The organism is Rhodocytophaga aerolata, from assembly GCF_030503435.1.
Lineage (GTDB): Bacteria > Bacteroidota > Bacteroidia > Cytophagales > 172606-1 > Rhodocytophaga > Rhodocytophaga aerolata.
The window spans coordinates 364,708-389,682 of sequence record NZ_JAUKPO010000005.1; the positions used below are offsets into that span (position 1 = coordinate 364,708).

The following is a 24,975-nucleotide window of genomic DNA, read 5'->3' on the forward strand; positions in this document are numbered from 1 at the left end:
AAGAGGAAAAGAACACACGTAATATCTCCCTGTGCATTTTTCCCTCTTGTCTATATGGGTGGTATGAACCTATGGAGATTTGTCAACCTATGGCAGGAGAAGCCCTGAACGGAAAGGTCATTAAATGTGCCTTATGGATTATTCTTTGTACTACTCCGTTCACAGCCTCCCAAATTTTTTGGAATGAATGGCTTGAATATACAGGCCGGTAGCTCTACTGACTCTTGAGAACCTTTGCCGGATTACTTCTCGCTGCCTTCATCGTCTGCCAGCCGATCATACCAAATGAGATCAGCAATACCGCCAGTAAGCCAGCAAACAACTCGGTGAATTGCACGGGTGTATGGTAGGGAAAACGGGTGAGCACCACTTCTTTGAAGAACAGATACGTGAGAGGCAGAGCAATAAGGGCAGATATCAACAGCAGCCATAGAAACCCGCGGCTCAGTAACAAGAGTAGGTTGCCGGTAGTGGCACCCAACACCTTCCGGATGCTGATCTCTTTTAGTCTTGTCTCGGTGGTGAATACCACCATGGCGAATAATCCCATCGATGCGATAGAAATGGCCAGGAACGAAAGGAAGCCAATGATCTTGATCATGGAGGACAACTCGCTGTAGGCATCTTCTATTTCCTGGGTATAAAATTTAGCCTGAAAGGGATGTACACGATCAATTTTCTTCCATACCGACTCGATCTTAGCCATGGTCGCCAGTATATCCGTACTTTGTATTTTGGCATTGATAATCCCCCGGTCTTCAGGTGTCCAGAACAGGAAGGCTACCGGCTCGATCAGGTTGTCGACCTTGCCATAATGAAAGTCTTTGATCACGCCAACAATTCTCATTTTGCGGCCAGTTACCTGGATATTACTGAAGGTAACCTCCTCCCCGATTGCTTTCCCGGGGTCGCCCGCAGCTATGTTGAACCGCTTTAATACTTGCTCGTTCACAATTACTTCCCTGGCGGCTTTGGCTGTGATGGGCCGTTCAATAAAATTTCTCCCGGCAATAAGCTTATATTCATGCAAAGGCAAATAGTTTTCATCCACGTGGTTGGTTAAGACCAGCGCAGAGTCACGCGAATCTTTGTAGGTCATATAGCCGCCCCAGGCATTCCCGACGCTGGTGATGATTAACGAGCGGGACAGTCCGGTAACTTCCGGCATCTCGCTTAGTTCTTTGAGAAATGCATCCGGTTTATTGCCCTGCATATGAATATTGAGGATATTTTCTGTGTTGAACCCCAGATCGAAAGCCAGAATATTTTTATACTGCACATAGCCGATGGCAGTTGTTGTGACAAATATCAGGGTGAACGTGTATTGCATCACCACCAACGCACGCCTGAGTGTTGTGTGTTTGAACACTTTTAGCGCCGATACATTCCCGAGCGCCTGAATTGCGCTTACTTTCGAAAAGAATAGCGCAGGCAATAAGCCGGCAAGGACACCTACCGTAACCGAAAAAACAATAAAGGCGGTAATCATACCCGGCGTGAGCTCCAGCTTTACCGTGCGCTGCATCTCTGGAGCCAGGTTTATCAACTGCGGCCGCAATAGCAGAAATAGGCAGCAGGAAAGAACAAGAGCTGCCAGGGAAATCATAACCGCCTCTGCCAGGAACTGTTGCCGGATGTGGCCTTTGCCGGCACCAATAGCTTTGCGAATACCCACTTCCTTGAAGCGGCGCATGGCACGGGCTATCGAAAGGTTCGTATAGTTGAAACAGGCAGACAATATCACCACCAGTGCAAGCCCGCCTAGAATCCAGAGCACAACCGGAGGCATATGCACCCGCACTGAGCCACGCATATCCCCGAGATTTTCTCCAACTACAATCTGATATAAAGGCAGAAGCTCGAGTTGGATTTTCGTGTTTTCTCCGGTTAGATTTTCCTCCTGTGCAATGGCATCAAGCTGCGACTGAATGGAAGTTTTATTGGCAACTGGAGGCAGCAGCAGGTACACGTAGTTAGAGCCCATGTTTGTCCATTTTTCAAAATTCTTGTCGTGCTTGTTGAGCTGCTGAGCCGTTGAGAGCGATACCAGGGCTTCAAAGTTGATGTGCGAAAAGAAAGGAACGTCCTTCATGACACCGGTCACCTGGTAGGCGAGTGTATCCAACTGGATTGCCTTGCCCAGCGCCCTTTCGTTACCAAAAAGCTTTTTCGCTGCTGTCTCTGTAAGAACAATTGAGTAAGGATCTCTCAGCGCATTCTCAGGATTACCTTCGAGCATGGGAAAAGTAAAAATTCTAAACAGAGACGGCTCCGCCCAGTATCCCTTCAGGGGAAGCAGATTGTCGCCAACCCTGGCATCCTGCGAAAAGTCGCGCACAATGGCCACTTCTTCAACGCCGGTTACTTTCTCCCGGATCAGCTTTCCTGTTTTTATGGAGGCAGAAGCAAACTTGCTGCTTTGTTCGCGGTTGGAAGTCAGAACGCTAGTAATGCGGTAAATCCTTTCTCCCTTTTGGTGGAACCGGTCGTAGGACCGCAGGTCGAGCACGAAGGCGATCAACAGTAACCCGACGGACATACTGATAGCCAGGCCAACGATGTTGATGAAGGAGAACAGCTTATTACGCATTAGGTTGCGTGCCGATGTTTTAACGTAGCTTCCAATCATGATAGGGTTAATTAAAAAGTTGGCAAATGTTGGTTTTCGCACCGTATAACTTCTGAAGAATTTGAAGGCATCTATCATATAAATCAACTTCGCCCGACGAGGCCCAACGGATTGTACATTGCGCTCGAAGTATTCGTTGAGGTCTCCGATCAAATCCTCGGCGAGGCCTGGCTTACAATACCACGCTATAAATCGCTGTGCCCAATGAGGTGGTTTTGGTGTAGGCGGTGTGTTCATATGGAGCCTTCAAGATTAAAACCAGGAATAATGCGCCAGTATCCTTCCCGTACTTGTTTAGCATTCATTAAAGAAGCTTTTCCGGCATGCGTCACTATGTAAAATCGCTTGCGTTTGCCACCCCTGGTGCTGGTAGCTTCTCCTAAGTGGCTTTTCACCAGGCCTTTTTCTTCCAGCCGGTTCAGCACGGCATGTACTACACCTAGTTTAGCCACGCGGCCTGTATGTTTTTCCAGTTCGTCACAGATAGCTACACTATAGGCATCATTCACCAGAGCGGCGATAGTCAGTAATACGAGTTCTTCAAACTCTCCCAGGTTGGTTCCCTTCATAGATTGAATGATTAAGTATCTAAATGTATGTAAAATTATTCTATTAATTCAGTATTTGTATGTAAAATATTTTTCCTACCTTGTTTTACTAAATTCAGAAATACACTGCCAAGCTATAATGATGTGAGCGGCAGTGATGGTAAGGCCTACTTAGCAAAAGCTGATGTTGACAGTGCATGAGTTTTTTAGAGAATCAGACGAAAGGACACTGACCGAAAAATGGGAAATAAACAAAGGAATTATCTACAAAAATCTATAAAGTAATTGCTGAAAGATAGCTCCCTCCTTCCTGCTTTTCCTCATGTCAAAGCCACCACGTTAAGTACTGCTACACCCTTTTGTATGCTTCTTCTTCTAGCAAAAAAGAAAACAGCCAATTATAGCATATAGCCGGAAAAGGAACAGGTAGTTTAGTTACCCTTTAAGTACTCCATTGTACAGGTAGCTGCACACACGTGGAGAATAGGCGTAACTTTTCAACGTCACTATCGTATACCTGTCACATAAATATATGTTGAACTAAACGAGTAGAAGGATGTTACGGAATATATTTAAAATTTTCATGTTTAGAAAGCTGATGAATCTGTTTTTTAGACGCACTTATCATAGATACTAACTTATGTTTAACCAGATAAAGAAAGCCCGGCAATAGCTGGGCTTTCCTATTTTTACCTTTTCTTCAGCCTAATTAGGTTAAAGAAATACTGCTTTTAACCACTGGGATATATACTTTATTGTCAATGGGGATAGTATTCCTATCGCCCGCAACAACCGTGTTCAATACCTGGAAGAAAATATTGCATCGGAAAATCTACAACTCATCGAGGCAATCATGCCAGCCGGTATTCTTTCACAAACCCGTTACCCCGAAAGGTTCTTGAACGCCTTAAATCAACAAATAATCATTTCCCTTCGATCGGTGCTTACTTACAGGTTTTATTCTTCTTCATTTTTGTATGAAAAAATTAGGGAGTCTGGCAACGGGGATGCTATTTCCCAAGTTGAAAATATAGCTAGCTATCGGGAGTGAAAGCAGCGAGGTAGCTTGCAGATACCTATACGATGTTCCTTCTTTATCAAATTTCCGGTCAGCTACTCAACTATGCGTCCAACAGGCCGTATGGATCTGGTAGAGGTAAATGAGTATTACCAACCGAATCAGGACCGGTGCTGCCAAAATAAAAGTCCTCCATAAAGAAGCATAGGAATAAGAAATAGGATTTAACTCCATCAACCCTTACTTTAGTAGCTCAACACTACTTATCGCATCAACTTTTTGTAAGTAAATGATAAAAATAGTTTGGTTCCTATTCTTATTTGTATTGCTGCTGGGAACACTTGTCAGCTTTGGCCAACCAACAACGCTTAGCAGTAAAGTCACACCCAGGATGCGTGTCATCATAGATAATGACTTTAGCGGTGACCCGGATGGTTTATTCCAATTAGCTCATCTGCTCTTATCTCCTTCTGTAGAGATAAGAGCGATTATTGGTTCCCACCTGAAAGTGGGCGATGGGTTTGACAACTCAACCACCCAAGCCCAGAATGCGGCCAAGAACGCCAGGGAACTGTTGCAAATCATGGAATGGAAAAGCAGCATCCCTGTCATAGCCGGTTCGGATTTAGCTATGCCCAACGATAGTACGCCGGTAAAAAGTGAGGCTGTGGATTTTATCATCAAAGAAGCTTTACGGACTGATACCAAATTACCTTTGTTTGTGCTTTGTGGAGCTGATCTTACAGAAATTGCTTCAGCTGTTTTAACTAACCCCCAGATTGCAAATAAACTTACCTTAGTTTGGATTGGCGGGCCTGAGTATAGTGATCTGGCTGTTCCGCCCCCCAACTATTCCAGTCCTGAATATAACCTGAATATAGATATTGCCGCTGCCAGGGTAATCTTTAACAAGTCTACCCTTATGCTTTGGCAAGTACCCAGGAATGCGTACCGGCAAGCTTTGTTACCTTATTCACAGCTACTATTAAAGGTGAAGCCGCAGGGAAAAGTGGGGAATTACTTATGTGAAGTGATTGAAACTTTAATGAGCAGAATAGGAAAGTATGGATTAAATATTGGCGAAACCTATGTTATGGGCGATAGCCCCCTGGTATTACTTACTGCCCTGCAATCCTCTTTTGAAGCAGATCCTTCATCAAGTGGGTATATAACTAAGATGGCTCCCAGGATCAATAATGCGGGTGAGTACACCTTTAGCCATGATGGACGCCCTATTCGTGTATATGCACACCTGGACATAAATTTAATGTTTGCTGATTTTTTTGCCAAGCTCGAATTATATACCCAGCAAAGCCGCCCTAAAACCAAATAAAAAATGAGTTGATCGTTTATTAACCTGACGTAAAATTTCATTATCAGTAGAGTAGTAATCCAAAGGCCTTTTCAATGGTTGAATATCAGTTCTTAAATGATGGAATTACGCAAATACTTCTTTGTTTGGAGAGTTTAATAGTTATTTTGTTAAAAGTAGTATAACTTAACTTTTCTGTTAACATGCAGCTATTCGTGTATGAACACTTCTTTTATGAACCCACTTAAGCAGCTCATTGTCCTGCTGCTTCTGTTTATTTCTTGGGAAAATGCCTTCGGACAAACTCAGCAGGTATCCGGCGTTAATATCCGGGTGGATCTGAACAAAGCTAAAGGCAAGATGGAACCTGTCTGGGCATGGTTTGGCTACGATGAGCCTAATTATACCTACATGAAAGATGGCAAAAAACTTTTGTCAGAGCTAGCTGCCTTAAGTCCTGTACCGGTCTATGTCCGGGTGCATAATCTATTGACCACAGGAGATGGCACACCTGCATTGAAGTGGGGCTCAACCAATGCCTATAGGGAAGACAAGAAAGGCCGGCCTATTTACAACTGGTCCATTATCGATAGCATCTTTGATACCTATGTGGAGCGGGGCATGAAACCAATTGCCCAGATTGGCTTTATGCCAGAAGCGCTCTCTGTAAAGCCACAGCCTTACCGCCATTACTGGCAACCCGGAAAGCCTTACAAAGAAATATACACCGGATGGGCGTATCCGCCTAAAGATTATAATAAATGGGCAGAGTTGGTTTATCAATGGGTAAAACATTGTGTAGCCCGCTATGGAGAAAAAGAAGTGGAAAGCTGGCTATGGGAACTGTGGAATGAACCCAATATTGACTACTGGCAGGGAACCGAAGAAGAATACCACAAACTCTATGACTACACAGCTGATGCCGTCAAAAGAGCGCTTCCGGGTGCGAAAATGGGAGGCCCGGATTCTACTGGTCCCAGGTGGGATAAAGCCGCAAGCTTTCTTCGCAACTTTCTTGAACATTGCTTGCGGGGAAAAAACTATGCCACCGGCAAGGTAGGGGCTCCGCTTGATTTTATTGCTTTTCATGCCAAAGGAGATCCCAAAGTAGTAGATAGCCATGTACGGATGAATATAGGAGCCCAACTAAAAGACATTTCCAAAGGTTTTGAGATCGTGGCTTCCTTTCCAGAGTTAAAACAATTGCCTATTGTAATTGGGGAATCAGACCCTGAAGGATGTGCCGCCTGTGGCATGCAAACCAATCCTGAAAATGCTTACCGCAATGGCACTATGTATTCCTCCTATACGGCTGCGTCTTTTGCCCGTAAATATGCACTTGCTGACCATTATGGTGTAAACTTTAAAGGGGCCGTCTCCTGGTCATTCGAGTTCGAAAATCAGCCCTGGTTTTATGGGTTCCGTGACCTAGCTACCAACGGAGTGGACAAACCGGTGCTGAATGTATTTCGCATGTTTGGCATGATGCAAGGCCACCGGGTAGAAGTTACGAGTGATGGCGCTTATTCTTTAGCACAGGCACGGGATTCCAGTATCCGGGGCAGCAGGCCCGATATTGGCGCATTAGCTAGTAAAGATACCTCAACGGCTGCCGTCATGCTCTGGAATTACCACGATGATGATGTGGTTACACCTGCTCAAGTAGTAGAAGTACAGATAAACGGCTTCACAAAAGAACAGGTACTGGTTACCCATTACCGGATTGATGGGCAACATAGTAATGCGTATGAAAGGTGGAAGAAAATGGGTTCACCCCAGCAACCAACCGCTGAGCAGATTAACGAACTAGAACAATCCGGGCAGTTACACATGCTAAGCTCTCCGGCATGGATGAAAACCAAAGAAGGAGTGCTGTTAATTTCCATGCCCCTTCCGGCGCAGGCCGTTTCCTTGCTTAAAATTGACTGGTAATTGACTGATTTGCACTTTAAGCCAAGTAATAGAAAAGGGCAGTTAGCTGCGATTCTTTATGGCCTTTTGCAGACAGATTGTGCTTAACTTATCGTCCTCCTTTTTGAAGGAAGTCCAGGCTGCACTTACCAGTTATGGAAGACTTGGTAACAAAAGATATGGGTTTAGCTAGTACATGCTGGGTAAGTATATATCCCAGTTAGCGAAGCAGCCCTGGAAGCTTATTATTCATCCAATGGGAGTTTATTATTTGAAGGAACTGGCAGGTTCCAATGATACCGAAGGGCTAATATGCGTAAGGTAAAAGATACCGTTAAAGCAATAATGGCCACCCAATCGCCTGATATCCATTTGAGATAATTTCCCAGCACAACCAATAAAGCCCCCATAAGTGCCGCTGATGCATAAATCTCTTTTTCCAGAATAACCGGAACCCGGTTAAGCAACACATCGCGTATTACTCCCCCACCTACGGCTGTAGTAATACCCAAAAGGACAGCTACCTCCCCATTGTGACCAAATAAAAGTGCTTTTTGCGCACCGGTTACAGCAAACAAGGCCAAGCCAACAGAATCGAAGAATAGCACCGGGCGGTTAAGCCGCTCTACCATGGAAAATAAACCGACTGTCAACAAGGTAGCGATGATGGCTACCACCAGATAGGGCCAGTTGGTTAATCCGGCAGGTGGAATAGCACCAATGCAAAGATCACGGATAATGCCACCGCCACAGGCCACGATAAAGGCAATCGCACAGATCCCAAACAGGTCAAGGTTGCGTTTTCTTGCTGCGGTTGCCCCGCTTATAGCAAAGGCAAACGTACCTGCCAGATCAAGAAAATAATAGACGGACTGTAGTTTTTCCATGCTAATTACCCAATACCGTTTAATCGAACCAGGCTGCGGCGGCTGTCAGCATAGTCTGCAAGCCAGGTATTAATGTTGGATGTAATACCGGCGCAAATTTAGGTGAATGATTCCTAGGTAATATAGTTAGTTGATTATTATTTTTAGCTTCTAACTAGAGGGGTGACTATATCGTAAGAATACAGGCTACCATTCTACTCATGCAGTTTTTATTTGCATCTTTGCAGGGGAGTGATCATCTATTTTTCATTGCATCCTATGTACGAATTATTCTTCGAACACTTTACTAAAAAAGTGGCCCTTACCAAAGAAGAAGAGCAGCAGATACAAACGTACTTAACGCCAAAAAAACTTCGTAAAAAACAGTACTTGCTGCAGGAAGGAGATGTTTGCAAAGCCATCGCCTTCGTAGAAAAAGGCGTGCTCAGGCAATACTCTGTCGATGAGGCAGGCAATGAACATATTCTACAATTTGCCCTGGAAGGCTGGCTCATCTCTGATCTGTATAGTTTTCTTACCGGTGAACCGGCCTCCTACCATATCGATGCCCTGGAAGATTCCGAGCTCGTGCTCATCAGCCAAACCGCACATGAGCAACTGTTGACAAACGTACCTAAGTACGAAACCTTTACAAGGCTTACTATAACAGGTGCCTATATAGCCATGCAACGAAGACTAACCTCTATTATCAGCTTACCCGTGGAAGAACGCTATATGGGTCTTACCAGCCTCTATCCGGATATCGTTCAGCGAGTGCCTCAACATATGATTGCTTCCTATATGGGACTTACGCCCGAAACATTGAGCCGTATCCGGAGAAGATTGTCGTCTCAATAATATTCTCTTTCCTCCCTTCTTTCCCTCCGCTTTGTCACTGCCGTTTCATTGATTTAAATCAATGCTTTTTCTTGCGTTCAGTCAATGCAGAAGGGCATGGCCTCGCCGTATCTTTGCTATATAAAATTGTAGACTAAAAAAGATACCTCATGAAAACGAAACAAACCATCGCCATCATAGTGAGGTACGCATCAAAGCAGATGGAGAGTTTGTTCAAAATAAGTAAACAACCTAAACCTTTTAACCGATGAAGAAGATACTCACTGTAACGCCTGCGTCTCAGGCAACCGATCTGGCCTTGTTGATCGCCAGACTCGGCATAGGCACCTTGATGCTCACACATGGCATTCCCAAACTGGGCATGCTTCTATCAGCCGATCCACTACCCTTTCCTTCTGTAATGGGCATGAGCGCATCACTTTCCTTAAGCCTTGCTGTCTTTGCAGAAGTGATTTGCTCGCTGTTTCTATTAGCCGGTTTGGCTACCAGATTATCCGCTATTCCACTGCTTTTTACTATGGCCGTAGCCTTTTTATTTATTCATGCTGCAGACCCATTTGGTGTAAAAGAACCTGCGTTGCTTTACTTGCTGGGCTACCTCGTATTGTTGCTTGCAGGAGGAGGCAAATATTCCTTGGATTACTTGTTGCAAACAACCACTAGAAAATAAGCAGGTACGAAAGAATAACAAGCAACTGCCGTATCAATTATTGCATAAAATAACTCAAACACAAAAAACATTTAGCTATGACGACAGACTATAAAATACCTTCCCAAATAAAGATTGGCCATGTTCACTTAAAGGTAGCCGACTTAAAACGCTCGCTTGCCTTTTATGTGGACCTGTTAGGCTTTGAACTGATGATGTACTATGGAGATCAGGCAGCCTTTATTTCCGCCGGTGGCTATCATCATCATATCGGGTTAAACACCTGGCATAGTAAAGGTGCGCCTCCTGCCAGCCGCGAAGGAGTAGGCTTGTATCATACAGCTATTCTGTATCCCACCCGGAAAGATTTGGCAACCATCTATAAAAGACTCCGCGATGCCCACTATCCCAACATAGGAGCCTCCGATCATGGGGTTTCGCAGGCTTTGTATCTGAGAGACCCGGACAACAATGGCGTAGAATTATACTGGGATAAACCCAGAGAACTGTGGCCAACAAATCCGGATGGGTCACTTACCATGTATACACAGCCACTCAACCTGGAAGAACTACTCAAAGAAGCGCAGGAGTAATGGCCTGCAAACAAGCGAATGCTAGGTATCCTTTCAGATATCTGGGCATTCGCTTGTTTTACAGTGGCATACTCAGGAACGGTTGCCTAAGCCAGGCGTTTAAATACAAAACCTAAAGCAACCATTGCTTTTTCAAACGTAAACCTATTTGCAAAATCAGGAACAGATATCATCTTACGGGCAGTATTAGACCTGAATCTCGCATTTGAAAGTCGACATTGTTTAAGACAGGAAGAATGTGACTGATGGCCTTTAAATATAAATAAGCTCTTATGCTCCTACAAAATGTACCAATACTCTGATTTCCAGATTAAAAAACCATTATATAGGTGCTTCTTAAGAAACACAAGTAACTTTCTTAGACATAAAGCCCTGTGCTATTGCGGGAGATAGAACGCTTTAAGAATTATGCTGCCTTTTCTGTTTATAAACCTGTAGAAATATTATAAGAGGGGTTTACAACATTTTTGACTAGGGATATACGTTAGCCTTTTACATAAGTCTTAATAAATATTCAGCATCTTTTTCTGTAACGATGCAAATGGATATATTGACATAAGCGGTGGGGTGTTGTTGTAAATGGGCCTTCTGCCAGTGGAAACGGAACTATATACTATGATAAAACCTTTAACATTTCCGGTGGTCTGCTGATAGTGGTAAATAGTTCAGGCATGGGCCAGGCTACTAGCCAATCTTCTACTTAGGATTCGCTGAAGGTGACTTTTAGTTCAGCTAAACAGGTCAACCAATTGATCCACTTACAGGGTGACAATGGAAATGCTATTGTAACCTTCAATCCTGCTAAAAGCTATCAATCTCTGGTTGTCTCTTCGTCTTCACTTGTTGGGGGTAACTCCTGTTCTGTTTACCTTGACAGTAGTTCTACTGGTAATATCAAAGATGGTTTATATGAAGGAGGCACCTATATACCTGGTACACAAAGCGCAAGTTTTACTTTTCCTGGCTCAGATACGAGTATAAACGGCAGGTAAAGCATTACGAAATAAAATGCACATAGATTTGTAATACCCTACAACCCTATGCGTATTATTACTTTGTAAGTAACCCTAACTCTTCTCTTCCAAAAGCTTATTTTTCTCCTTAAGCCTTTAATCACAGTTTTAATACCTAGTGCAGGAACTATAGCCTGCTTCTGTTTTATTCATCGGTTGATCTAGACAAAAACTTACTTGGCTAGGAATAACAGAACTTTTAGAGGAAAGTATTTCTTTTGCAGTAGACTCATTCACAAGAGATATAAGCGCAGGATTGGCCTCCATACGCAGGTGCATATACTACGTTATTTGTCATGAAAACTAGACCAATTAAACTAAAAACTTTTTTATGCGTCATTTATGTCCGGCCAGAAGTATATGTTTTTTAAAGTTGCTGCTTAGTTGTCTATTGTTTTCTATAACAGCCAATTGTCAGGAGCAGCAAGCTGTAGTAGAGAAAACCTCTGTACGCGTTTCATTTGGGTACCGTTCTGCACAAACTGTTTCTTACCAGGTACGTTTCAAGGGTACTTCTCCCGGACTGAAAGTAGCCATCCCAGTAGGAAGTAAGCTGGAGGCTAACGATCAGATTGGGGCTGTTTCGTTGTTTTCTGTCGGAGCCGGAGATGTAGATGAACTCACCACAGAAATTACCTGGCCAAAGCCGGCTGCTCCTTTACGTACACTTGCCTCCCATCAATATTCCTACTCACCAGACAAAGATGCTATGTGGGGTTATCTGCTATCTAACGGTTTACCCGGGCAGGTGGCCAGGTTAAAAGACGATCCCTGGAATAAACCTGATGCCCCGCTGCTCACCATTCTATTATCTGAAGATGGAACCAGAGGCTTTACCATTGGAGTAGAACAATTGCTGCGTCATAAGGCCATGTGGCTACCCGAGCATGATGCGTTTGTTACCCTCACCAGCAATCCGCTAAATTTTAAGCAGCACCTGGCTTCCTTAAAAGGCATCCGGACCTTGAACAAGGTAAAACAAGAGCCGGATGCCTCACTTGGCCAGTTCAAGCAATTATGGGAAGATTTTGGCAATCCGCTGGAGTGGAACAAACCCTGGGAAACCACCTGGATGGGTAGCAAAGGACATTTAGTAGTAACTGCTCCGGCACATGGCTCCTTGTACAAGTTTACTGTAGACCGGTGGGCAAATGTACGGCCGGATTTTGCTTCTCCCCATAAGTTTGCTCAAAGCTTTGTCTGGCAGGGCAGTCAATGGAAAAGCCAGCGGATTGTAAATGGGCTTCCAGTAGTTAATACTACCTTCGAAAACAAGGGGCAGCAGTGCCAGATAGAGCAATTTGCCGCGCAGCTTACTTCTGGTAAACCTGCACAGCGCGGAGAAATAGCCGGCGTAATGCTAACTAAACTGACGCTGTCCGGTAAGTCAGGGCCTGTAAATATAGGCTTCAGCCTGACTGGTGAGAAAAAAAACACATCGCTGCAAGTGAAACGCATGGGTACGCAATGGGCGATTGCAGAAACCGGCTCTGGCAACATATGGCTAATGGTGGAAACCGGACCTGATGTATCGCTAGAAGTCACAGCTACCACTCCTGGAGAAAACAATACAACAGTTACTTTTTCTTGTGTAGGTGTGCTACCGGCAGGCCAAACCCATGAAATCGTACTCAAGCTTCCTTCGCCTGCGGTACCTGCAACCGATATGGAAAGGCTAGCCCAATTGAACTTTGACACGGCCAGGCAAGCAACTATCGCTTACTGGGAAAACTGGCTTAGCCAGGGAGCACACTTTCAGGTACCTGAACAGGCTGTAAATAATCTTTTCCGGGCAAATTTGTGGCATGCCCTTATTCTTCCCCGCCACCGCACCGGAGAACAGGGAGAGGAAAGAATAGATTTACCCTATGCCAATACAGCCTACGGACAAGTAAATGCCGACTGGCCCATTAATCAGGGAGTGTATGTAGATTATATGATTTATGGTTTGCGGGGACATTGGCAAGTGGCCGAAGAAGAGTTTATGGCCATGTTCCAGAGTCAGCAGCAGCCTGATGGACGGATAGCAGGTTATGCCAACTGGGGCGTGTATTCTCCAGGGCATTTATATGCCATTGCACAAAACTACCTGCTCTCACAGGATAAAACTTTCTTTCAACGCCTGCTGCCTCAATCTATTAAAACCCTCGACTGGTGCCTTTCCCAGGTAGCCAAAGCCAGCATAGGCAAAGATGCTACCGGGCTCATCCGTGCCCCGCTCAACGACCTCACCCATGAAGAACGGGAGTGGGGATTTACCCAAGCCTATTATGTAGCTGGGTTGGAGTTGTTTAGCCGGGCTCTTTCCAGGTATGGACACGCCAGAGCCGAAGAAGTGAAGCTAATAGCTGAAAAGATGAAAGAGGATGTAGAACGCACTTTTGCAAAAAGCAGTGTACAAGCACCAGTGATACAACTGGCCGATGGCACCTGGAACCACTTTGTACCCTCCGATGCCATGACTTCCCGTAGGTTATTGGATGAATGGTATCCGACCGATGTGGATTGCGGGCCCTTACATTTGTCGCGGCTGGCGGCTATTGATCCCAAAGGCTGGCTTACAACGGCCATGCTGCACGACCATGAAGACAATTTGTTTCTAAAAAATCAGGGTGCGGCCAATGAGCCAATTTATGTACAGCAAGCTTCTGCTTATTTGCTGCGGGACGAACCGGAAGCAGCAATCCGTTCATTTTATAGCCTGATGGCTTGTGGGTTTTCACATCATCAACTCTCTCCACTTGAACACCGGTGGGCATGGGGCCAGTATTATGGGCCACCTAGTTCCGATGGCGCCTGGTTTGAATTATACAGAAAAATGCTGATCCATGAGTGGGACCATAACACACTGATTGTAGGGCAGGCTATACCCAGACCCTGGTTAGAAAACGGCAAGCGGATAGAGGTAAAGCAGGCGCCTACCTATTTTGGAACGCTTTCTTTTAGTATGGACAGCAATACCTCTGGTAACCAAATAAGCGCTACGGTAGATCTTTCCGGCAATGAAAAACCAGAAGTAATACTCGTGCGTTTCCGCCATCCACAAAAGAAAAAGATACGCTCAGTATCCGTAAACGGACAGCCCTGGAAAGATTTCGATAGAATTAAAGAATGGGTTCGCCTTCCTAAACTAGATTCAGAGAAGCAGGTAATTATTGTAACATACTAGCAGTATGGCTCAGAGGCCAATGCTTGCAGTTGCTCTTGTGTCTGGTAAATAAAGCAAAAGGGCAGATTGCTAATGTGTATACGCTCTTTCAGCAGTTTGCCTCTGCCAAATAAAATGTATACCTATGAAAGTAAAGAAACTATTACTAGCCATTTTATTGTGCACCATCTTTCATTAGCTGAAATAGCTTTGAACATAGCTGAGAAAATCAGCGTGAGCTAAAGCGTTAGCAAACTTTGCTACCTTTCTCCGGGGTATTTTAGTATTCCATTTTGGATGGAAAGTAAATAAGGAACGTCGAACCTTGGCCTTCCCTGCTTTCCACTTCAATTTTTCCTCCGCTGTTCTCTACTACCCGCTTGACAATATATAGGCCTATACCTGTACCTTCTACATGGGTATGGAAGCGTTTAAACATTTTGAATAGCTTATCCTTGCTTCTTTCCGGGATACCTAAGCCATTATCATCTACGGATAAAACGGTATATTCACCTCTCTGATAGGTATGCACTTTTATTTGGGGCAGCCTTTCTGCAGAATGATATTTGATCGCATTTGACAAAAGATTATAGAAAATGCTTTTCATATTTTTCTTGCTAAACGGCACTTGAGCTACATCAAATTGTGTGATGATCTGCGCTTGCGAGAGCTTTGCTAAGGAGGCTACATCCTCATAGACTTCCTCAAACATGGTTTGAAAAGAAATCTGTTCTACTTGAGCATCCAGGTCTTTTTGTACCCTGGCAATATCAGTTAAATCATCGATGGTTTTTCGGAGCTTGATAACACTTTTAGACACGTACTCAAGTTGCGTTTGCTCATTTGCCTGCAAGCGGTCCGCTAAGCTTTTTGCTAGCAGCATGATGAGCCCCTCTATATTAGCAATCGGGGCACGCAGGTCATGAGAGGCGGTATAAATAAAATTGTCTAGATCCGTATTGGTGCGGATCAATTGCTTGTTTTTTTCTATTAACTCTGCTGTTCTTAATGCTACACGTTCTTCTAGCTCATCATTGGCTTCCTTAAGTAATTCTTCAGTGCGCAGCAGTTCTTCATTGGTTTCATGTAACTTAACGTTTACCTCTTTGAGTTCTTGTTCGGCTAGTTTTCGTGCCGTATTATCTCTGGCCACTCCAATAATCTGAATAGGCAAACCATCGGCTGACCGTTTAAATACATTATATCTGTCCATAATCCAGCGATAATTGCCTTGATGGTCTTTTATTCTGTATTCCAAGTCCCTGGCCTTACTGCCGGTATAGGTCTTGTAGGATTCTAAAAATGTAAGGATCAAGGGCAGGTCCTCTGGGTGAATCACTTCTACTAATCCCTGCACGCCTTTCTCTACCAAGGCCTTTAACTCTTGCTGGTTGTAGCCGAGGATTTCATAGATTTCTTTAGATGAATAAATATTTACTCCTTTGGTTAGATCATAGACGGTAATTACATCCGGAGAGGTATCCGCAAGGCTTTGAATAAAGTGTTGATCCTCTTGTATCTTTAACTCCCATTCCTTTCGTTGGGTTATGTCCCGGGTTATACTTAAGGCACCTATCACTTCTTTCTTCTCGTTATGCAGAGGCACAAAATGCGCCTCATACCACCCTTTTCCTACTTTGTAAGGCCTGTCTGTCAGGTGAACAGATTCCCCTTCAAACACTTTTTTAGCTATTAACGCTTCTTCTGAACCTACATAGGAGGGAAAAAAATCATAGAAGCTTTTGCCTAAGATTTCCTCTTTTCGAACCTGAATCATTCTTTCCATAGCAGGATTCCATTCGGTTACTTTCCAATCGAGGTCATAAGCAGAAATGCCATCTATGCAATGATTGATAAGAGATTGGCTAAACTCTTTTTGTTGCAGGAGCCTTTCTTGCCCAATTTCTCCAAAGGCTTCAATGAGCTTTAAAAAATAAAAGCTATAGAATTCTACTAATTCGATGAGAATCTGCTCACGCAGTTCTATGTGGGAGGAGTAGTCTTTGAGTAGTTTGATAAAAACAAATTTACTGATATTGATAGAGGTAACGATATAGGAGACTCCTTGCATATCTCTTGATAGGTAGGATAACTCATTGTTTTTCCATAACCGGATACGCTCAAGTATATGCTGTTTCCCTTTACCCACCTGAAGGCATTGCAAAAGATCGAAAAACTCTTTTTTAAGAAAGGCCAGTTGATCTTCCTCACCTGAAAGGTTTTGTGAACCTACCAGGGTATGATTCAATATAGCGGCTCTTTGCAAGTAGAGTTGACAAAAAGCGGAAAGCTTTTCATGCAACAGGAAAGAGGCGTAAGAAGGTATGTGTTGGAAAGAATCTTTCATACTATAATTAAACGCGTAAGTAGGGTTTACGTGTGGGTAAATTAACAATTTTAGCCTAACAATGTTCAATAGAAATTGCCTTAAAAAATCTTTGGGTATAGCAAATCCTGTAATTGACTAGTGATAAACGATTATACGGGTTAGTTGATATGTATCAGGAAATAATGTGATAAGGCTCATACGCTTGTTTTTCAGCTTTTACTAGGTTTGCAAAATAGGTTGCTTTGATGGAAAAAAGGTAAGAAATATAAAATATACTTCCATCACCCCAGTTCATTTTAGTACCTCGCCAAAAATTGAGTTATCACTAGCCATACAGTTTCAAGTCATAAAAACCAACTAACCCGAGCAGCAGCATGATAATAATTAAAGAAAATGCAGTTCGCCTTCCCTTAGGAATGATCCTATCCTTACTTGCCCTGAATGCATTGGCCGGAGGCTACTACGGAATGGCCGGGGCAGAAAATGTACCCCTGGAATGGCTGGAAGGCAGTCCGTTCAAGAGTTATTTTCTCCCAAGTTTGTTTCTCTTTGTAGTGATTGGTGGCTCCTGTATCCTAGCAGCCATTTTGGTTTTCAACCATCATCGCTACGCCCGAAATGCAGCATTTATCTGCGGCATACTAGTACTCCTTTGGATTATAACACAAGTATCCATTATCGGCTATGTCTCCTGGATGCAACCAACTACTACAATGGTTGGAATGATTATTCTTTTCTTAACCTATTTGCTTCCTAAAACCAGGAACTGATGTTTAGGTATTTTTTTGGTTACCTATGATCTTGCTTTTGCCAATGCAATGGTGCGGGAATACCTGTTAACTAAATACTATATATAGTAAGCAAAGAAATATGGGATTTATTATTTCACTCCTATATTTTTATCTCCATAGGTGGGGTACTTTTCATTTTCCATGTACAACTTATACAAACTATCCATGACACAGCCCAATCATGAACCTAAAGAAGTAAAAAGCTTTTTTCATTTTAGCTTTTATATAGCCCTACTTATTACCCTGCTAACGATAGTAACCTTTGTGATTGCTATACTCACACCCCCTTTGTCTGGTCCATTTTGCCAAGAGGGATGTTATCAGTATCCCTAGTTAAACATTGCCTCCAGGTTCCCAAGAGATTATTACTGGATGTATCCTGCATGTATATTAATGCTGGCATATATCGCCCTTATCAGTTGTGTGTTTTATTACGCATCAAGGGAAAAAAAGTATTTGGGTTAATCGCCTTGAGTTTTTCTGCGATGGCATCTTTTACTTTACTTTTAGATTATTTTCTTCAAGGCTCTGTTATTCAGCCAAGCCTACTCCGATGGCATATCCTTATTATCCCAATATAATCCGCATGGTATCTTTGTTGCCCTGGAAGAGCTGGGATATTTGTTGATGAGCGTATCTTTTGCCTGTATAGCTCCGGTATTTGATAAAAATAGTTTGTTGGAAAAATCAATTCGTTGGATGTTTATAATTGGGGTTTTATTTACTATAGTTGCTTTAGCTATTATTTCATTCATATATGGTATTAATAGAGAATATAGATTTGAGGTAGCTGTCATTACAATTGACTATGTAGTGTTACTTATCAATGGAATCTTATTAGCTACGTTATTTAGGAAGTATAGAAAAGCAGAATAATATAATATTCTTGCCTGATTACCAAGCACATTATCCAAAATTATAACAATAGCTTTTAATCATTTATCTATTATTCTATACTTTTCTAACTAGCTACACAGGATTGTAAGATAAAAAATTTACGTATCCATCGGGTGATGTAGCCTTGATTTAGGTCTGGTGGCCGGAGTAATTTAGCAGAAAACTGTTAAAGATAATGACCCCACAAATTAAACCTGACAAGAGATATTTCCTTTGGTGGAAGGCTGACTTAAAAGTGGCCTGCCACAAAAACAATTCTGCACCATCCACCAGTTACCGTCCATATCGTAGCGTATTGGGTAGGCAGTTACCGGACAACTCAACCTCACAAAGCTACTGCAAATGAAGCAGTAGCTACGACAAGTAAGCCTCGCAAAGAAGTAATAGCCACAGACAGCACTTCAGGTTTTATCCGTCTTGCTTGTCCACCTCCAGTACCTACACCTGCTACTATTCAATTCTCTACCGGTAGTATGGAAGCAGTGCTGCCTACAAGAGCAGTTATCCGTTTTCCACCATCATTCCGGCAGGCTATCTCAAAGAACTACCCAACGTATGTTCGCATTGACGGCTTCTCAACGATTTTTTCTCTACCAAAGAACCGGTGGATATGTGTAAAAGATTTGATGCCTGGAGTGGCAATGTCTCCACTGGCATGAGTAAAGAGGTTCTCTCCGGCTATGTGTATATTTTTGTAGGCAAGAGCCGAGATAAGATCAAGCTCCTGATATGGAGAAAGATTGGTTTGTTCTGTACTACAAACGATTAGAGTCAGATACCTTTCAACTGTCCAAGCTGCCAGATGGTGGTTGCACTGTGTTTGCTCACAGAAGGCGTAGAAGTATGAAATTACCCATCGCCACAGAAGGCATGTGTGAGTGCAAGAAAAATACATAAGTATAAAAAAAGCAAGAGGGATAAATAACCCATCCAGATTGAGGGGTGAATCAATCACTATTCACATCTGTCAATAAATAGGCTTTTTTAAGGACGTTTTTATAAGTATGCATTTTTTCGGATAAAGTCCAATTTCCATTTTCGATTATTTTAGGGGAGTTCAATTTTCTAGTACTATTATTTCTATTGCCTTAACCAACAAGCTATCGTATGATTATTTGGTAGAATTATTTAGAATTAATCTAAATAAAATTTGTATGATACCGATTATCTTATAATCTTTGAATTGTTTATAAACATTCCAAATAGCTCCATGGTATCCTCTATTTCTACTCCTACAATCTTACGTGTATTCCTGCTATATTTTCTATTCAGCTTACCTGCCTTTGCACAAAACTCCAATGGTATTATTCAAGGCAGAATCACATCTGGCGAAGGTCAACCGGCCGCTTATGTAAGTGTTATAGTAAAAGGAACAAACCTAGGTACAAGCACAAACGATACAGGAAATTTTGTTCTCCGGAATGTTCCGGTAGGTACACAAACCCTAGTTATTTCTTCTATTGGTTTTCAACCACAAGAGCAACGTGTAGAAGTAATGGCAGGCCAAACAACAGATATTTCAGTTATCGTAGATGAAGGCGTACAGAACTTAAAAGAAGTAGAAGTATTGGGTCAGAAACGCCGAACTTCTACCATTACTAAAAATGATATAGAACTCATCAATATACCCATGTCGGTGCAGGTAATCGGGCAAGATATTCTGCAGCAGCAGCAGGTTATTGATATGAAAGATGTTGTAAAAAATGTAAGTGGCATCAACCAGACAGGTTCTTACAATGGAGGCTATCAATATTTCAACTCCAGAGGTTTTGATATGAATAACTGGACCAACTTCCGCCGTAATGGTACGTTGCTGTGGAATATGGGAAACCATTTCGCTGATTTTTATGAGAATATTGAGTTTCTCAAAGGGCCGGCAGCCATCTTATATGGGGATGTAGCGCCCGGGGGTATTATCAACTTTGTTACTAAAAAACCGCTTACCTATGACTACCGGCGTTTGGAGCTTAAAGTAGGGCAATACGGATTATTCCGGCCCACTTTCGATATAAGTGGCCCATTGAATGAAAAACGTACGGTGCTTTATCGTCTGAATGCTACGTATGAAAAATCCCGCAGTTTCCGCAACGTAGTGGAAAATGAAACGTTTATGCTGGCACCTTCTCTTACCTGGATGATCACGCCACGTACGCAGTGGACAGTGGAAGGAACATACAAGAATGACAACCGGGTAGGTGATCCGGGGATTGTTTCACCTGATAACACGTTTGCCGGACTGAGCAAAATTTCTGAAAAAACATTCCTGGGCGAGCGGGAAGCCACCTATACGTACATCAATAGCAGTGCCTATTCCACCTTAAAACATCAGCTTACCGACAGCTGGAGCCTGCAGAATGTAACTAGTTACAATACTACCGAACGTACGCCACTTAATGTCTATATCAACAACGATGCTGACCAAGCAGGCAATATTACCCGTTACCAGTATTTCTTTAAACAACGTTTCGATACCTGGACCACGGCTTTTGATTTGATAGGGGAGGTTAAGACAGGTTTTGCCCGCCACAAACTACTGATTGGAGGGGATTATGTAAATGACCGGATTCGAATGGGAGGCTTTTTACAGGAAAATATTGAAGGTAGCCTGAATTTGTTTAACCCTCAATTAGGAGCAGCTCCGCTTATGTACTTACCACAGGTCTGGGAAAACTCTGCCGGGTATACCAACCGCTTAGGTTTCTATCTGCAGGATCAGATCAGTATGTTCGACGAGAAACTTCAGCTCTTGTTAGGCATTCGTTATAACCAATATGTCAGCGGTACTGCCTACAATAACAAAGCAGATGAACCAGCTGATGCCGACCAGGTAATAGAACGGCCACTTATTCCCCGTTTCGGATTAGTGTATAAACCTCAACCCTGGCTTTCAGTATATGGTTCATATGCCCAAAGTTACGAAGTGAATGGCTTCGATTGGATAGATGCCAGCAAGCAGGTGCCCCCTACCTATGGTAAACAACTGGAGTTTGGTGTAAAAGGAGATTTTTTCGACAGAAAATTAGGCCTTACTTTGGCAGCATTCAATATTGCGAAAGAAGATGTATATAATTGGGCATACGCCAATTCAGCGCCTGATTTTGAATACGTGTCCTTTCTGCCTGGAGAAGGTTCCTATTTTACTTACCTGGCAAATAAACACCAGAGCCGGGGCCTGGAGCTAGATATAAACGGAAAACTAACAGATAACCTGCGGATACTGGCTTCCGGCTCCGTGATTGTAGCGCAAATTGTAGACGATGTAGCCTATCAGAAAGGCAACTGGCTTATGAACCAGCCACGGCAAATGTTTAATGTGTGGGGCAACTATCAATTCACTTCTTTGCTGAAAGGATTGGATCTGGGGTATGGGATTTATTACAAAGGCTATTTTTATGGGGACAATGAAAACACACCGGAAAATAAAGTACCAGCCAACTATACCATGGATGCAGCTATCGGCTATAGCTACCGCCAGGCCAGAATACAGCTAAACGTAACCAACCTGACTAATCGGATCAATTATCTGGGAGGGTATGGGGTATGGGAGCCGCAGTGGACCAGACGTGCCCTGTTAAGTGTAAGCTATAAGTTTTAAAACTCTTCTGGCTTGTTTCATATGTCGGCTGCCCGTAAAATATATGCCCTGCACCAATGGTTAGGCTTAGTGGCCGGGATGTTTATTCTGGTATTCTTTCTGACCGGATCAATTATTGTTTTCCGGGACGAACTCAATAAATGGGAAAATCCGCACCTGTTCAGCGTTAAAGTTAAAGGAGAATGGTTGCCGTATGATGAACTGTACCGCAAAGTACAAGCACAAGTGCCGGAGGTATATCTGTATTCCTTTCGCTATTTGCCTGCATCACCTGAAGAAACCATTGAAATGCGGGTATATAGCCAGGATACCTATCCGCTGCTGTATGTCAACCCGTATACCGCTGACGTGTTGGGTATAGAAAATAACTCCTGGTACGACTTTTTTATCACGTTGCATTACACTTTTTATCTGAAAACAACTGGTGAGCTACTGGCCGCACTATTTGCTATGGCTTTACTAGGATCGGTAATAACTGGCATCTATGTATACCGTAAGTCAGTGGTAAAAGTAGTATTGTTCCGGGTGGGTATTCACTGGAAAAACTGGCGTACAGTCTCTTCAGGTTTGCACCGGATAGTAGGTGTGTGGGCACTGCTGTTCAACTTGGTACTGGCTACAAGCGGATTTTATATGATGTGGTATGCGCTTGATCCCGGTTACCATACCCAGACAGCAAAAACTACTCAAATACAACCACCACCGGCTATTCATGCGAATATAGATAGTTTAATGAAGCAGACACAACAGCTCATTCCCGGAGTACAACTAACCTATGTCGATTTTCCGCGTAATTCTGGCGATTCTATAACTATACATGGGCATTTGCCGGGCGGCTGGCTTTTGGGAAAAATGACGAGTTATGCTAAATTCGATCCGCATACTGGGCAGGTGGGTAGCGTGTTTAAAGAAACAGAGTTAAGTATCGGCGAAAAAATAGAATATGCCTTATATACCCTTCATTATGGACAATATGGTGGCAAAGCCATTAAGGTCGTCTATGCTTTCTTCGGACTAGCAGGAGCGCTGCTAACTATTACCGGTTTCTTATTGTGGTGGCGACGGAAAGCATTTGTAAATAAAAAAAAGAAAGGAACCTCCCTGCCAATGCCCAGGTATACCCCGAAGGCACAGTATTAATAATCTAAATTGTGTGGTATAAAATCTATACAATTATCAGGCAGAAGAAGCCTCAAAGCAGAAATTCATATCCATTTTTAGCCCATCTGTAAAAATAACTCAGGTAAAGCCGACAATAGGGGTTTGTTTAACAGGTTAAGGCAACAACAAAGAAGATATATTGAAACCGATATCCGTGTGACTGAAAACCTGTTTCCCAGAAAGATTCATGTTGTCACAGCCAATGGTTTTCTACTCAGACTGATCGGCTTACTGAGTGCCCATCATTTCTGCTTTTATTTATACTAATTCTGCCACCCAACTTGGATTATTAAAAGTAAGAAGGTAAAAGCAAATAGTAGGCTTACTGGCTAGCAGAGTGCTTTGCCATACTATGTGCAAGGGACAAAATTGCATCTATACCTTATTACCCGCATCAATAGCTGGAAGAACGCGATTGTTTTCACTATAAATTAAAGAAGTTTTTGTCAACCTGTTTGGAAGAAAACCCGGCAAAAATTTCTAAAAATTAATTACTTCGGAAAAGGCTTTCTTAGGCCGGTTATTCTCATCAAACAACAAGGGATAATCTTTCCGGCCCCGAACCGGGAAATTATCCAGCCATGAATATTTATCTGATAAATTCCAGAAAGTGATGCCAGTAAGGGTCTTGCGGTGTTTGCGAAACACGTCAAAGAGCATCTTATAATGTGCTGCCTGCTTATCGTTCATTTCGGGCGTAAACTCACTTTTGTCCGTCGCTCTTTTCTCCCGTCGTTCATGCTCCTTAGGATATACCGACACATCTAACTCTGTCACCTGCACCTTCAATCCCAGGCTGGCAAACTTACTGATAGATTCTTCCAGCTCTTTAGCTGTAGGCTCGTACAAGGACCAATGCCCCTGTAATCCCACCCCATGTATGGGAATGCCTTTATCTTTCAATTTCTTTACCAGTTGATAGATTTTTTCCCGTTTAGCTGCATTTTCCGTGTTATAGTCGTTGTAAAACAATTGGGCATCCGGGTCTGCCTGGTGGGCAAACTGAAACGCTTTCTCAATGTAATCTTCCCCAATGATCTGATAGAATTTTGATGGACGATACAGGGCTGTTCCCGTATCTGGAACCGCTTCATTGACCACATCCCAGGCATAAATTTTTCCTTTATATCTGCGTACCACTTCACTGATGTGTTTTTGCAACCGGTCCAAAAGCACTTCCCGGCTTACTTGTTTTCCAGTTGCATCTATAAAAAACCAGCTAGGCGTCTGCGTGTGCCAGCAGAGGGTATGACCGCGCACTTTCAATCCATTGTTCTGGGCAAAATCCACAATTAAATCGGCATCTTTCCAGAAATAGGTGTCTTCCTGCGGGTGGATCGGCCCCATCTTCATAGCATTTTCCGGCGTTATACTATTGAAATGCGTTTTAATCAATCTTGCATCTTCTTCCTGCTGTAGCATCCGCGGATTAACGGCCACGCCAATCGGAAAGTAGGTTTGATAATAATCTTTGAGTCCTTTTTGTGCTTGAGCAAAGCTTGCATAAGAAGATACCAGTAGCAGAAAAGCCAGAAGAATGAACTTGTTTTTCATGAATGTAACCGAAAATAGATGCATAGACCCTTAAATAGCTGAACTTGTTATAGTATTTTGATAAGCTGTGATTTGCTGCCTTCCTTTTTATGTGAAGTAATTG

The 24,975-nt window shown here is 43.0% G+C and carries 17 protein-coding genes; 12 read left to right on the top strand and 5 right to left on the bottom strand.

Features of this window, described 5'->3' with window-relative positions:
* Nucleotides 1–214: 214 nt before the first annotated feature.
* Together Q0590_RS12105 and Q0590_RS12110 are read right to left on the bottom strand one after the other, a co-directional pair.
* Nucleotides 215–2,866 (bottom strand): ABC transporter permease, encoded by a 2,652-nt coding sequence (locus Q0590_RS12105; protein WP_302037803.1) that lies wholly within the window; start codon nucleotides 2,864–2,866, stop codon nucleotides 215–217.
* Nucleotides 2,863–3,198 carry a PadR family transcriptional regulator gene (locus Q0590_RS12110; protein ID WP_302037804.1) on the bottom strand — a complete coding sequence of 112 codons (336 nt, stop codon included), beginning with the start codon at nucleotides 3,196–3,198 and terminating at the stop codon, nucleotides 2,863–2,865. Before Q0590_RS12110 ends, Q0590_RS12105 begins: the two co-directional genes overlap by 4 nt.
* A gap of 1,286 nt (nucleotides 3,199–4,484) precedes the next feature.
* On the opposite strand from Q0590_RS12110, the gene Q0590_RS12115 reads away from it, so the two are divergent.
* A complete protein-coding gene (locus Q0590_RS12115; RefSeq protein WP_302037805.1) occupies nucleotides 4,485–5,528 on the top strand; it encodes a nucleoside hydrolase in 1,044 nt (347 codons plus the stop codon).
* Nucleotides 5,529–5,726: 198 nt separating this feature from the next.
* Nucleotides 5,727–7,439: a GH39 family glycosyl hydrolase gene (locus Q0590_RS12120; RefSeq protein ID WP_302037806.1), complete on the top strand. Its 1,713-nt coding sequence runs from the start codon at nucleotides 5,727–5,729 to the stop codon at nucleotides 7,437–7,439.
* Between the two features lie 224 nt (nucleotides 7,440–7,663).
* On the opposite strand, the gene Q0590_RS12125 is transcribed toward Q0590_RS12120, so the two are convergent.
* Nucleotides 7,664–8,305 carry a trimeric intracellular cation channel family protein gene (locus Q0590_RS12125; protein ID WP_302037807.1) on the bottom strand — a complete coding sequence of 214 codons (642 nt, stop codon included), beginning with the start codon at nucleotides 8,303–8,305 and terminating at the stop codon, nucleotides 7,664–7,666.
* 258 nt (nucleotides 8,306–8,563) lie between these two features.
* On the opposite strand from Q0590_RS12125, the gene Q0590_RS12130 reads away from it, so the two are divergent.
* The 5 genes from Q0590_RS12130 to Q0590_RS12150 all read left to right on the top strand — a co-directional run bounded on the left by Q0590_RS12130 (nucleotide 8,564) and on the right by Q0590_RS12150 (nucleotide 14,566).
* Nucleotides 8,564–9,142, top strand: a complete 579-nt coding sequence (locus tag Q0590_RS12130; protein ID WP_302037808.1) for a Crp/Fnr family transcriptional regulator — start codon at nucleotides 8,564–8,566, stop codon at nucleotides 9,140–9,142.
* 247 nt (nucleotides 9,143–9,389) lie between these two features.
* Nucleotides 9,390–9,812 (top strand): DoxX family protein, encoded by a 423-nt coding sequence (locus Q0590_RS12135; RefSeq protein WP_302037809.1) that lies wholly within the window; start codon nucleotides 9,390–9,392, stop codon nucleotides 9,810–9,812.
* Nucleotides 9,813–9,889: 77 nt separating this feature from the next.
* Nucleotides 9,890–10,384: a VOC family protein gene (locus Q0590_RS12140; protein WP_302037810.1), complete on the top strand. Its 495-nt coding sequence runs from the start codon at nucleotides 9,890–9,892 to the stop codon at nucleotides 10,382–10,384.
* 749 nt (nucleotides 10,385–11,133) lie between these two features.
* Nucleotides 11,134–11,376, top strand: coding sequence for a hypothetical protein (locus tag Q0590_RS12145; RefSeq protein WP_302037811.1), 243 nt, complete (start codon nucleotides 11,134–11,136; stop codon nucleotides 11,374–11,376).
* Nucleotides 11,377–11,728: 352 nt separating this feature from the next.
* On the top strand, nucleotides 11,729–14,566 hold the full coding sequence (locus Q0590_RS12150; RefSeq protein WP_302037812.1) for a hypothetical protein: 2,838 nt from the start codon (nucleotides 11,729–11,731) through the stop codon (nucleotides 14,564–14,566).
* 259 nt (nucleotides 14,567–14,825) lie between these two features.
* Here Q0590_RS12150 and Q0590_RS12155 read toward each other — a convergent pair whose 3' ends face one another.
* Nucleotides 14,826–16,892 carry a PAS domain-containing sensor histidine kinase gene (locus Q0590_RS12155; protein ID WP_302037813.1) on the bottom strand — a complete coding sequence of 689 codons (2,067 nt, stop codon included), beginning with the start codon at nucleotides 16,890–16,892 and terminating at the stop codon, nucleotides 14,826–14,828.
* A gap of 356 nt (nucleotides 16,893–17,248) precedes the next feature.
* On the opposite strand from Q0590_RS12155, the gene Q0590_RS12160 reads away from it, so the two are divergent.
* The 5 genes from Q0590_RS12160 (at nucleotide 17,249) to Q0590_RS12180 (ending at nucleotide 23,297) form a co-directional block, all read left to right on the top strand.
* On the top strand, nucleotides 17,249–17,644 hold the full coding sequence (locus tag Q0590_RS12160; protein ID WP_302037814.1) for a hypothetical protein: 396 nt from the start codon (nucleotides 17,249–17,251) through the stop codon (nucleotides 17,642–17,644).
* 648 nt (nucleotides 17,645–18,292) lie between these two features.
* Nucleotides 18,293–18,541 carry a hypothetical protein gene (locus Q0590_RS12165; RefSeq protein WP_302037815.1) on the top strand — a complete coding sequence of 83 codons (249 nt, stop codon included), beginning with the start codon at nucleotides 18,293–18,295 and terminating at the stop codon, nucleotides 18,539–18,541.
* A 625-nt stretch (nucleotides 18,542–19,166) separates the two neighbouring features.
* A complete protein-coding gene (gene tnpB, locus Q0590_RS12170) occupies nucleotides 19,167–19,331 on the top strand; it encodes an IS66 family insertion sequence element accessory protein TnpB (protein WP_302037816.1) in 165 nt (54 codons plus the stop codon).
* A 441-nt stretch (nucleotides 19,332–19,772) separates the two neighbouring features.
* Nucleotides 19,773–22,157 carry a TonB-dependent receptor gene (locus Q0590_RS12175; RefSeq protein WP_302037817.1) on the top strand — a complete coding sequence of 795 codons (2,385 nt, stop codon included), beginning with the start codon at nucleotides 19,773–19,775 and terminating at the stop codon, nucleotides 22,155–22,157.
* A gap of 21 nt (nucleotides 22,158–22,178) precedes the next feature.
* Complete coding sequence (locus Q0590_RS12180; protein ID WP_302037829.1) at nucleotides 22,179–23,297, top strand: PepSY-associated TM helix domain-containing protein; 1,119 nt, start codon at nucleotides 22,179–22,181, stop codon at nucleotides 23,295–23,297.
* Nucleotides 23,298–23,798: 501 nt separating this feature from the next.
* Here the strand turns inward: Q0590_RS12180 and Q0590_RS12185 are convergent.
* A complete protein-coding gene (locus Q0590_RS12185) occupies nucleotides 23,799–24,872 on the bottom strand; it encodes an endo-1,4-beta-xylanase (protein WP_302037818.1) in 1,074 nt (357 codons plus the stop codon).
* Nucleotides 24,873–24,975: the final 103 nt, after the last annotated feature.

What these genes read in the sequence shown, in the direction of transcription:
- Q0590_RS12105 (WP_302037803.1), bottom strand. Translation starts at nt 2,866, where the DNA reads ATGAACACACCGCCTACACCAAAACCACCTCATTGGGCACAGCGATTT.
- Q0590_RS12110 (WP_302037804.1), bottom strand. Translation starts at nt 3,198, where the DNA reads ATGAAGGGAACCAACCTGGGAGAGTTTGAAGAACTCGTATTACTGACT.
- Q0590_RS12115 (WP_302037805.1), top strand. Translation starts at nt 4,485, where the DNA reads ATGATAAAAATAGTTTGGTTCCTATTCTTATTTGTATTGCTGCTGGGA.
- Q0590_RS12120 (WP_302037806.1), top strand. Translation starts at nt 5,727, where the DNA reads ATGAACACTTCTTTTATGAACCCACTTAAGCAGCTCATTGTCCTGCTG.
- Q0590_RS12125 (WP_302037807.1), bottom strand. Translation starts at nt 8,305, where the DNA reads ATGGAAAAACTACAGTCCGTCTATTATTTTCTTGATCTGGCAGGTACG.
- Q0590_RS12130 (WP_302037808.1), top strand. Translation starts at nt 8,564, where the DNA reads ATGTACGAATTATTCTTCGAACACTTTACTAAAAAAGTGGCCCTTACC.
- Q0590_RS12135 (WP_302037809.1), top strand. Translation starts at nt 9,390, where the DNA reads ATGAAGAAGATACTCACTGTAACGCCTGCGTCTCAGGCAACCGATCTG.
- Q0590_RS12140 (WP_302037810.1), top strand. Translation starts at nt 9,890, where the DNA reads ATGACGACAGACTATAAAATACCTTCCCAAATAAAGATTGGCCATGTT.
- Q0590_RS12150 (WP_302037812.1), top strand. Translation starts at nt 11,729, where the DNA reads ATGCGTCATTTATGTCCGGCCAGAAGTATATGTTTTTTAAAGTTGCTG.
- Q0590_RS12155 (WP_302037813.1), bottom strand. Translation starts at nt 16,892, where the DNA reads ATGAAAGATTCTTTCCAACACATACCTTCTTACGCCTCTTTCCTGTTG.
- Q0590_RS12160 (WP_302037814.1), top strand. Translation starts at nt 17,249, where the DNA reads ATGATAATAATTAAAGAAAATGCAGTTCGCCTTCCCTTAGGAATGATC.
- Q0590_RS12165 (WP_302037815.1), top strand. Translation starts at nt 18,293, where the DNA reads ATGAGCGTATCTTTTGCCTGTATAGCTCCGGTATTTGATAAAAATAGT.
- Q0590_RS12175 (WP_302037817.1), top strand. Translation starts at nt 19,773, where the DNA reads ATGGTATCCTCTATTTCTACTCCTACAATCTTACGTGTATTCCTGCTA.
- Q0590_RS12180 (WP_302037829.1), top strand. Translation starts at nt 22,179, where the DNA reads ATGTCGGCTGCCCGTAAAATATATGCCCTGCACCAATGGTTAGGCTTA.
- Q0590_RS12185 (WP_302037818.1), bottom strand. Translation starts at nt 24,872, where the DNA reads ATGAAAAACAAGTTCATTCTTCTGGCTTTTCTGCTACTGGTATCTTCT.